The organism is Cellulomonas sp. GbtcB1, from assembly GCF_019091725.1.
Classification (GTDB): domain Bacteria; phylum Actinomycetota; class Actinomycetes; order Actinomycetales; family Cellulomonadaceae; genus Cellulomonas.
Genome location: NZ_JAGXJG010000056.1, coordinates 19,602 through 28,265 on the forward strand (window position 1 = coordinate 19,602; position 8,664 = coordinate 28,265).

Sequence of the window (8,664 nt, forward strand, 5' to 3'; positions counted from 1 at the left end):
TTTTCGTCGTACGCTGCGTCCCAGCACCAGGACAGGGGGCATCCATGAGCACCGACGCACCGGGCCGGCGCCAGGTCACGCTGCGCGACGTCGCACAGCTCGCCGGCGTCTCGGTCGCCACGGCGTCCAAGGCGATCAACGGCAAGGCCGAGGTCAGCCCGGACACCCGGCGCCGGGTCCTCGACGTCGCGGAGCGGCTGTCGTTCACGCCCAACGCGCTCGCCCGGGCCATGCTCGACGGGCACACCGGCACCGTCGGCCTGCTGACCCACGACCTCGAGGGCCGGTTCTCGCTGCCGATCCTCATGGGCGCCGAGGACGCGTTCGGCGCGGGGCGGTCGAGCGTGCTCCTCTGCGACTCCCGCGGCGACGCCATCCGCGAGCAGCACCACCTGTCGACGCTGCTCGGCCGCCGGGTGGACGGCCTGATCGTGGTCGGCTCGCAGACCGACGCCCGGCCCCCGCTGGGCCGGGACCTGCCCGTCCCGGTGGTCTACACGTACGCGCCGTCGACCGACCCCGCCGACGCGTCGGTCGTCCCCGACAACGTCACGGCCGGCCGCATCGCCGTCGAGCACCTCCTCGCCACGGGCCGCCGCCGCATCGCGCACGTCTCCGGCGACATCACCTACGCAGCCGCCACCGACCGCGCCGCGGGCGCCGACGCCGCCCTGGCCGAGCACGGGCTCGAGCGGGTCGGGCCGGTGCGGTACGGCTCGTGGTCCGAGGCGTGGGGCCGCTCGTCCGTGGCGGCGATGCTGGAGCAGGACGTCGACGCCGTCGTCTGCGGCAGCGACCAGATCGCCCGCGGCGTCCTGGACGCGCTGCACGACCGCGGGGTCCGGGTGCCCGACGACGTCGCGGTGATCGGCTTCGACAACTGGGAGCCGATGATCGCCGGGTGCCGCCCGGCGCTGACGAGCATCGACATGAACTTCCAACTCATGGGCCGGCGGGCGGCGGAGCGGCTGTTCGCGCGGCTCGAGGGCCGCGACCCGGGCGGGGTGGAGACCGTCACGCCGCGGGTGATCGTGCGGGAGTCGACGGGGGGCTGATCCGGGCCGCATCGGGTCTTGTCCCGCTCGCGTCAGCCCCGGTATGGTCCGGTCTATACCGGTCCACCCCGCGAAGGGACGCGTGCAATGGTGCAGGACATCCTTCAAGGCCTCGCCGACAACCTGCTGAGCCAGGTCCCGATCCTCATCGGCCTGATCGCCCTCGTCGGGCTGCTGCTCCAGCGCAAGCCGGCCGAGGACGTCATCGGCGGCACCCTGCGTGCGGCCATCGGCGTCGTCATCATGACGATCGGCATCGACGTGTTCGTCGGCGGGCTCGCGAGCTTCCAGGCGATCGTCTCCAGCGCCGTCGGCGTCGAGCCGCCCGCGGCGACCACCACGCTCGACGACTTCCTCGCCGGCCCGGGCGCCGCAGCCCCGCTCATCATCGCGGGCGGCTTCGTGCTGCACCTGGTCCTGGTGCGGCTGTTCCGGTCGGCCCGGTACGTGTACCTGACCGGCCACCTCATGCTCTGGATGAGCATCGTCGTCGCCGCCTGCTTCGTCGAGGCGTTCGGCGACCTCGACCGGTGGACGCTCGTCGGCGCGGGCTCGGTCGTGCTCGCCTGCTACTTCACGCTGCAGCCGCTCTGGATCGCCCCGCTGATGCGCCGGGTGATGGGGCACGACCAGTTCGGCCTCGCGCACACCACGTCGACGCTCGCGCTCGCGACCGGGTACGGCGCGAAGGCGCTCCGGCTGGGCGACCCGGTGAAGCACGACACCGAGAAGCTGCGGATGCCGCGCGGCGTCGCGTTCCTCAAGGACATGAACGTCGCCACGGCGCTCGTCGTCGGCGTCATCATGCTCGTCGCGCTCGCGTTCGCCGACCCGGAGACGGTCGCCGCGGTGGCGGGCGAGGACCTCGCCCCGTTCGCCTGGGGCGTCATGCAGGCGCTGCGGTTCGCGGGCGGCTTCGCGTTCCTGCTGTCCGGCGTCCGGATGTTCCTGGCGGAGATCGTCCCGTCGTTCAAGGGGATCTCGGACAAGCTGCTGCCGGGCTCGCGCCCCGCGCTCGACATCCCGGTGATCTTCCCGAAGGCCACGACCGCCGTGATGGTCGGCTTCCTCGCCTCGACCGCGACCTTCCTGGTCCTGCTCGGGGTGTTCGCCGCCGCCGGCTGGTTCGTCCTCCTGCCGCCGATGATCATGCTGTTCTTCGGCGGTGGCGCCGGCGGCGTGTTCGGCAACGCGGTCGCCGGCTGGCGCGGCGCCGTGTTCGGCGGCGTGCTGAACGGCGTCGTCCTCGCCGTCGGGCAGTGGGTGTTCTGGGGCGTGTTCTCCGGCACCGCGCCCGAGCTCGCGACCCTCGCCGACCCGGACTGGTACGTCGTGTCCGCGGTGCTGGTCGCCGCCGGCGGCGTCCTGGAGCCGCTGGGCGCGGCCGCGGTCTGGGTCATCGCCGGTGCCGTGCTCGCCGCCTCCGTCGTCGTGCTCGCCGTCCTGGGCCGGCGTGCCGCCCGAGCCGAGCGGCTCGCCGCCGCGGCGCCCGCCGCGGCCGACGACGACCTGGTCCGTCCCTGATCCGGGCGCGCCCCGTCGCGCCGCACCGTCCCCGACCCGAGGAGCACCCGATGCCCGACCGTCCCGTCCCCCTGACCGTGCTGGCCGTCTGCGGCCTCGGCATGGGCACCAGCCTGATCCTGCGGATGACCTGCGAGACCGTGCTCCAGCGCCTCGGCGTCGAGGCACGGGTCGACAACACGGACCTGTCCACCGCGAAGAGCCAGTCCCCCGACGTCCTGGTCGGCCAGGGCATGCACATGGACGACCTGGCGGGCGTCGCCACCGTCAACGTCGTGGTGGACGACTTCGTCGACGACCAGGCCCTGGAGCAGCGCCTGCGCCCCGCGCTGGAAGAGGCGGGATGGCTGTGAACACCGCCCCGACGCGGGCTCGGCACGTACCGGCGGCGCAGGACTGGTCCGACGCGGTCCGGCTGGCGGGCGACCTGCTGGTCGACCTCGGCGTCGCGGGGCCCGGGTACACCGAGGCCTGCGTGGCGTCGGTGCGGGAGCGAGGGCCCTACATCGTGCTCGCGCCCGGGCTGGCGCTCGCCCACGCCCGCCCCGAGGAGGGCGCGACCGGCACCGGCGTCTCCCTGGTCCGGCTGGGCGAGCCCGTCGCGTTCGGGCACCCCGCCAACGACCCCGTCGACCTGGTGCTCGCGTTCGCGACCGCCGACGCCGAGGCGCACCTCGACGTGCTGCGCGCGCTCGCGACGGCGCTGGGCGCGGGGCTCGCCGCCGACCTCCGGGCGGCGCCGCCGGACCGGCTCGCGGATCTGCTGGCCGGGGCGGTGGCGCCGTGACCGACGCCGTGGCGGGCTACGCCGCCCTCGCCGACAGGCACCTGCGCCGGGTCGCCGCCGAGAACGCCGACGCGGTGCGCGCGGCCGCCGGGGTCGTCGTCGACGTCGCCCGTGCGGGCCGGGTCCTGCACACCGCCGGGGCCGGGCACTCGCTCGCCGGGGTGCTGGAGACGTTCTTCCGCGCGGGCGGGCTGCCGTTCGTCAACCCGCTGTGGCACCCGGACGTCCTGCCCCTCAACGGCGCCGCCGCGTCCACCGACGCGGAGCGGCGCCCCGGTCTGGGCGCGCGGGTCGCGGCGGACGCGGGCATCCGGGCCGGCGACGGGCTGGTGGTGTTCTCCAGCTCCGGCATCAACCCGTACCCGGTCGAGATCGCCGAGGCGGCTCGCGCCGCAGGGGCGCGGGTCGTCGCCGTGACCTCGGTCGCCGCGTCCGCCGCGGCGCCGCTGCGCGCGGGGCGCCGGCTCGCCGACCTGGCCGACGTCGTGCTGGACACCGGCACCCCTCCCGGCGACGCCGCCTGGCCGCCGGACGACCCGCGCACCGCCCCGCTGTCCTCGCTGGCCAACGCCCTGTGCTGGAACCTCGTGCTGGTCGCGGCGCTCGACGCCGAGCCCGACCTGCCCACCTGGCGCAGCGCGAACACGGGTGCCCCCGCGGACCACAACGCCCGGCTGCAGGAGCGGTTCCGCGCCCTCGTGCCGTCGATCTGAGCGCGGGCCGACCCCGGCGAACCCGCGGCGCGCCCCCGACCTGCACAATGGGCGACGCCGGCGGGAGCAGCCGCCGGCCGCACCGGAAGGACAGCCGTGACCCCTCTGACCCGCGAGGTCGTCGGCGCGCCGCCGCCGTCGGTGGCGAAGTACGCGTGGCTGAAGTCGGTGCTGGTCGAGCACATCGACCGCGACCTCGCGCCCGGCGACCCGGTGCCGTCGGAGCGCGAGCTCGCCGACGGGCTCGACATCTCGCGGATGACCGCGCGCCGGGCGCTCTCCGAGCTCGTCGACGAGGGCCGCATCCGCCGGGTGCCGGGCCGCGGGTCCTTCGTCAACGAGCCGACGATCCGGCTGCCCATCCAGCTCACGTCGTTCACGCACGACATGCAGCAGCGCGGCTACTCCTCCGGGGCGCGCACGCTCGAGGGCGGGCTCCTCGCCGCGGACGACTGGCTGAGCAGCGTGCTCGACGTGCCGCGCGGCCACCCCGTGCTGCGGATCGTCCGGCTGCGCACCGCCGACGGCCAGCCCGTCGCCCTGGAGCGGGTGCACCTCAACGCCGACGTCGTGCCGGGGCTGGCCGACGTCGACCTCACCGACCGCTCCCTCTACTCCGTGCTCGCGGAGCGGTACAGCATCGTGTTCGACGGGGGCCGGCAGATCATCACCGCGCGCCTCGTCGACCCCGGCGACGCCGTGCACCTCGACCTCCCGGAGGGGTCGCCGGTGCTGCACCTGGTGCGGACCTCGACGTGGCGGGGGCGGCTGCTGGAGTACACGGTGTCCGCCTACCGCGGCGACCGGTACGAGCTGAGCAGCGCGCTGTAGCGATCGGGCCGCCGACCAGCCGGTTCACCGCCGCGCAGGGTGGTGTGAGACAGTGCGTCTCCCCCAGCAGCCGGAGGCAGCACGATGACCGCGTCGACCGATGTGGACCCCACGTCCTCGTACCTCGTCGCCTTCGCGGAGGAGGCCGCCGCGCGCGTCGGCGTGCCGACCGAGTGCAGCATCATCCTGCGCAACCACCACCTGCTCGACCAGGTCGCGAGCAGCGGAGAGCGGGCGGCCCGCTGCGACCGCGCCGAGGTGACCTCCGGGGAGGGACCGTGCGTCGTGGCGATCCAGCAGCTCCGCGGGGAGCTGGTCCCCGACGTGCTGGCCGAGGAGCGGTGGCCGGAGTGGCGCGCGGCCGCGACCGGGGCCGGGTTCCGGTCGGCCGCCGCGCTGCCGGGGCAGGTCGACGCCGACACGACCGTGGCGCTGAACCTGTACTCCGACGCCGTCGACCCGTGGGACCGCGACGTGCTGGTGCGGATGGACCGGTTCGTGCAGGAGGTCGCCGAGGCGATCCGGACCCGGGGCCTCACCGCCTGACGACCGCGGGGCGTCAGCCCTGCAGCCGCCGCGCGAGCATCGCCTTCGACTGCTCGGCGCCCTTGCGGCTCTCGTGCTGCGCCCGCCGGAAGAAGTCCGCGAGCTCCGCGTCCCCCGCCCGGTCGGCGTCCTGCGCGTACTGCTCCAGCCGCAGCACGTTGCTCAGGCACGCCTCGGCGAACCAGATGAGGTTGTAGTCCTTGTCCGGGGTCCCGGTGGTGCCCCCGGTCTCGCTGCTCGACATGATGACCCCCTCGTCACGCGACGGCCGCGTGCGACCCACGGTAGGCGCGGCCCTCGCGCCGCGCGCGGGCGGCTCCGCCACCTGCGGTGACGCTCCCCGGTCGCCGGTCGCGGCACCCGTGCCTAGCGTGGCCGCATGACGAGCACCCCCGACCCGGACCCGGAGAACACGCCCGGCCTCGAGCCCGGCGGCGGCGTCGCACCCGGCGACACCCCGCCCGGCGAGTCCAGCACGTCCGGCGCGGCGTTCCAGGAGCCGGACCTCCCGAGCCGCCGCACGAACTGGCTGGTGTACGTGCTGATCGGGGTGGTGGTGGTCTTCGCGCTGCTGCTGTTCGTCGGGTACGTGGTGGGGCTCCTGGGCTGACCGGGCGGTTCGCCGCGAACCGGGCCCGGGAGCGGCTGCCCGGCCGGTAGCGTCCGGGGCGGGCCGCCCGCGCGGGGCGGACACGACCCCGAGGAGCACCGGTGCCGAGCGACCCGACCGCGCCCGTCCCGCCGGGGTACGGGCCGCCGCCGCCCGGCTACCGGCCGCCCCCGCCGCCCGGGTACCGGCTCCCGCCGCCCGGCCACCGGCCGCCCCCGCCCGGGTACGGCGCCCCGCCGTGGGGCCCGCCGCCCGAGCCGGGCGTCGGCGACGCCCTGCGGTTCGGCTGGGAGGCCGTCCGCGCGCGCCTGGGCACGGCGATCGGCCTGTTCGCGGTGCCCGTCGTCCTGCTGATCGCGGGGGTGGCCGCGGTCTACGTCCCGGTGCTGGCCGTCATGGTCGACGACCTCCGCGCCCAGGTCGAGGCGCAGGCCGCCGGGTCCCGCACCGGCGCGGAGGTGATCGGGACGAGCTGGGCCGTCACGCCCGAGACGCTCGTCGGGCTGCTCGCCGCGGTCGTCGCGCTGCAGGCGGTCACGATGCTGGTGCAGGTGCTCGGGGCCCGGTTCGGCCTCGCGCTGGTGGACGGCCGGCCGTTCGGCGGGCGCGAGTTCTGGACGCCGCGCGGGCTCGGGCGCCCGGTCGCCACCGCGCTGCTGCTGGCGGTCCTGACCGGGGTCGGTCTGCTGCTGCTCTACCTGCCCGGCCTGGTGATCGCGCTGCTCGGGCAGTACGCGGTGTACCTGTCGTTCGACCGCGGGTTCGGGCCCGTCGCGGCGATCCGGGAGAGCGCCCGGCTCGCGAGCCGCCACCTGGGCACGACGATCCTGCTGGTGCGCGCCGTCGCGCTCCTCGGGTCGGCCGGGTCGATGGTGTGCCTCGTCGGTCTGGCGCTCGCCTACCCGGTGGGGTTCGCGACGACCGCCTGGCTGTACCGGCGGCTCGACGGCCTGCCGACCCACCACCTCGGGAGCCCGGCTCCCTGACGCCGGGACCGGACCGGCGCGACGCAGGCACCCTCCCGGGCCTCCCTGGTCGATCGGCCACGACATCCTGGACCGTCAGGAGGTCCGCGGGTGCGGCCACGCAGCCGCGGCGCGCACGGACGGCTGCAGTACGGGGTGCTGACCGGGTGCGGGGCCCGTCGTCACCCGCGCGCCGCGACGGCCGCGGTCACCAGGTCCGTGAGGCTCCCGGGCTCGGTCCAGTCGTCGACCGGCACGCCGTCGACCAGGATCGTCGGCACCCGGACCTCCGCCAGGTCGAGCGCGGCCTGGTGCGTCGCGGCGGCGACCCACGGCGCGAACACCCGGGACGTCGCCGTCCGCTCCTCGGTGCCGCCGCCCGCGGTCGTCACCTCGTACGGGGTCGGCCGCACCGCGGTGAACCGCTCCGCGACGCCCGCCGGCACGCCGGCCTCGACGGCGATCCGGGTGATCTCCTCGTCGGGCAGGCCGGCGGGCTGGTCGGTGGGCGGCTGCGCGGCCATCAGCGCGTGCAGCACCTGGACGTAGTGGTCGGGGGACTCGTCGGCGACGACGGCCAGCGCGTTGACGACGCGGGTCGAGTACGTGCCGCCGAACCGGGCGTCGAGGAACGCCAGCGGCCGGTGCACGACGGTGACGCCGCCCTGGTCGACCAGGTCCATGAGCGCGTCCGAGTACTGCTCGTCGAACCGCTGGCACCAGGGGCACCACGGGTCGGCGTACACGTCGACGACGACGTCGCCCGGGCCTGCGACGCCGACGCCCGCCTGGCTGATCGGGATGCCGCCGGTCGCGTCGGCCGCTGCGGGCGCGGTGACGTCCGCGAGCGCCGGGGCCACCACGCCCTCGGCTCCGCCGCCGTACCCGACCTGGTCGCCGTCGTCACCGGGTGCGTCCGCGCCGCCGCACGCGGCGAGCGGCAGGGCGACGAGGCAGGCGACGAGCGTCGCGCGCAGCGCCCGGGCGAGGCCGGACGGGGTGCGGCGCGAACGGGCGCGTGTCGACGTCGGACGAGTCGTCATCTGGCTGACTCCTTCGGGTGTGCCCCCCTCGAAGTGTCCGCACCAGGGTCGCACGGGTCGGCCGCCCTCCCCCGTCCCCTAGGTCCCGGTCCCGTGCGGGACCGGTGGGCCTGCACGGGATCTCCGCGGCTCCCGCCCGTCCGCGCGCGCGTCCCGGGCGCGGCGGGGACGATGGGCAGGGCGGCGCGTGCGCCACCAGCACCGCCCGCGGCCGACCGAACCGCCCCGAGGACGGGAGGACCGATGCGCTGCTCACGGCTCGCCGCGGCCGCCGCCCTGCTCGCGGTGGTCCTCGCGGCGGCCTGCACCCCGCCCGCCGCCGAGCCCACCGGCCCGGGGACGCCCGCGACGCCGGGACCGGCCGCGACCCCGGGCGCCGCCCCCGAGGACGTGCTGACGGGGCTCGACGTCCCGTGGTCGGTGGCCTTCCTCGGCGACACCCCCCTGATCAGCACGCGCGAGCGCGCCGAGGTGCTGGAGCCGTCCGCCGACGGCGGGACCCGCGTCGTCGGCACCGTGCCCGACGTCGCCCGTTCCGGGGAGGGCGGCCTGCTCGGGCTCGCGGTCGCCGGCGGGTACCTCTACACCTA

The 8,664-nt window shown here is 76.1% G+C and carries 12 protein-coding genes; 10 read left to right on the forward strand and 2 right to left on the reverse strand.

Annotation, left to right across the window (positions count from 1 at the left end):
• The first annotated feature begins 44 nt into the window (after positions 1 to 44).
• The 7 genes from KVT14_RS16720 (at position 45) to KVT14_RS16750 (ending at position 5,456) form a co-directional block, all read left to right on the forward strand.
• The gene (locus KVT14_RS16720; protein WP_217616698.1) at positions 45 to 1,055 is read left to right on the forward strand and encodes a LacI family DNA-binding transcriptional regulator; all 1,011 of its coding nucleotides are present in this window, start codon (positions 45 to 47) and stop codon (positions 1,053 to 1,055) included.
• An 87-nt stretch (positions 1,056 to 1,142) separates the two neighbouring features.
• Positions 1,143 to 2,579 carry a PTS ascorbate transporter subunit IIC gene (locus KVT14_RS16725; RefSeq protein ID WP_217616699.1) on the forward strand — a complete coding sequence of 479 codons (1,437 nt, stop codon included), beginning with the start codon at positions 1,143 to 1,145 and terminating at the stop codon, positions 2,577 to 2,579.
• 50 nt (positions 2,580 to 2,629) lie between these two features.
• Complete coding sequence (locus KVT14_RS16730; protein WP_217616700.1) at positions 2,630 to 2,932, forward strand: PTS sugar transporter subunit IIB; 303 nt, start codon at positions 2,630 to 2,632, stop codon at positions 2,930 to 2,932.
• Positions 2,923 to 3,366, forward strand: coding sequence for a PTS sugar transporter subunit IIA (locus KVT14_RS16735; protein WP_217616701.1), 444 nt, complete (start codon positions 2,923 to 2,925; stop codon positions 3,364 to 3,366). The genes KVT14_RS16730 and KVT14_RS16735 overlap by 10 nt, the downstream gene beginning before the upstream one ends.
• Entirely contained in the window at positions 3,363 to 4,079 is a 717-nt protein-coding gene (locus KVT14_RS16740) for a sugar isomerase domain-containing protein (protein ID WP_217616702.1), read from the forward strand. The genes KVT14_RS16735 and KVT14_RS16740 overlap by 4 nt, the downstream gene beginning before the upstream one ends.
• 96 nt (positions 4,080 to 4,175) lie before the next feature.
• Complete coding sequence (locus KVT14_RS16745; RefSeq protein WP_217616703.1) at positions 4,176 to 4,910, forward strand: GntR family transcriptional regulator; 735 nt, start codon at positions 4,176 to 4,178, stop codon at positions 4,908 to 4,910.
• An 84-nt stretch (positions 4,911 to 4,994) separates the two neighbouring features.
• A complete protein-coding gene (locus KVT14_RS16750; protein WP_217616704.1) occupies positions 4,995 to 5,456 on the forward strand; it encodes a hypothetical protein in 462 nt (153 codons plus the stop codon).
• Positions 5,457 to 5,469: 13 nt separating this feature from the next.
• Here KVT14_RS16750 and KVT14_RS16755 read toward each other — a convergent pair whose 3' ends face one another.
• Complete coding sequence (locus KVT14_RS16755; RefSeq protein WP_217616705.1) at positions 5,470 to 5,700, reverse strand: hypothetical protein; 231 nt, start codon at positions 5,698 to 5,700, stop codon at positions 5,470 to 5,472.
• A gap of 135 nt (positions 5,701 to 5,835) precedes the next feature.
• On the opposite strand from KVT14_RS16755, the gene KVT14_RS16760 reads away from it, so the two are divergent.
• A complete protein-coding gene (locus tag KVT14_RS16760; RefSeq protein WP_217616706.1) occupies positions 5,836 to 6,066 on the forward strand; it encodes a DUF6480 family protein in 231 nt (76 codons plus the stop codon).
• A gap of 101 nt (positions 6,067 to 6,167) precedes the next feature.
• Positions 6,168 to 7,052, forward strand: coding sequence for a hypothetical protein (locus KVT14_RS16765; protein ID WP_217616707.1), 885 nt, complete (start codon positions 6,168 to 6,170; stop codon positions 7,050 to 7,052).
• A gap of 161 nt (positions 7,053 to 7,213) precedes the next feature.
• Here KVT14_RS16765 and KVT14_RS16770 read toward each other — a convergent pair whose 3' ends face one another.
• Entirely contained in the window at positions 7,214 to 8,074 is an 861-nt protein-coding gene (locus KVT14_RS16770; protein ID WP_217616708.1) for a thioredoxin domain-containing protein, read from the reverse strand.
• Positions 8,075 to 8,317: 243 nt separating this feature from the next.
• On the opposite strand from KVT14_RS16770, the gene KVT14_RS16775 reads away from it, so the two are divergent.
• On the forward strand, positions 8,318 to 8,664 hold a 347-nt coding region (locus KVT14_RS16775), incomplete at its 3' end, for a PQQ-dependent sugar dehydrogenase (RefSeq protein WP_217616709.1).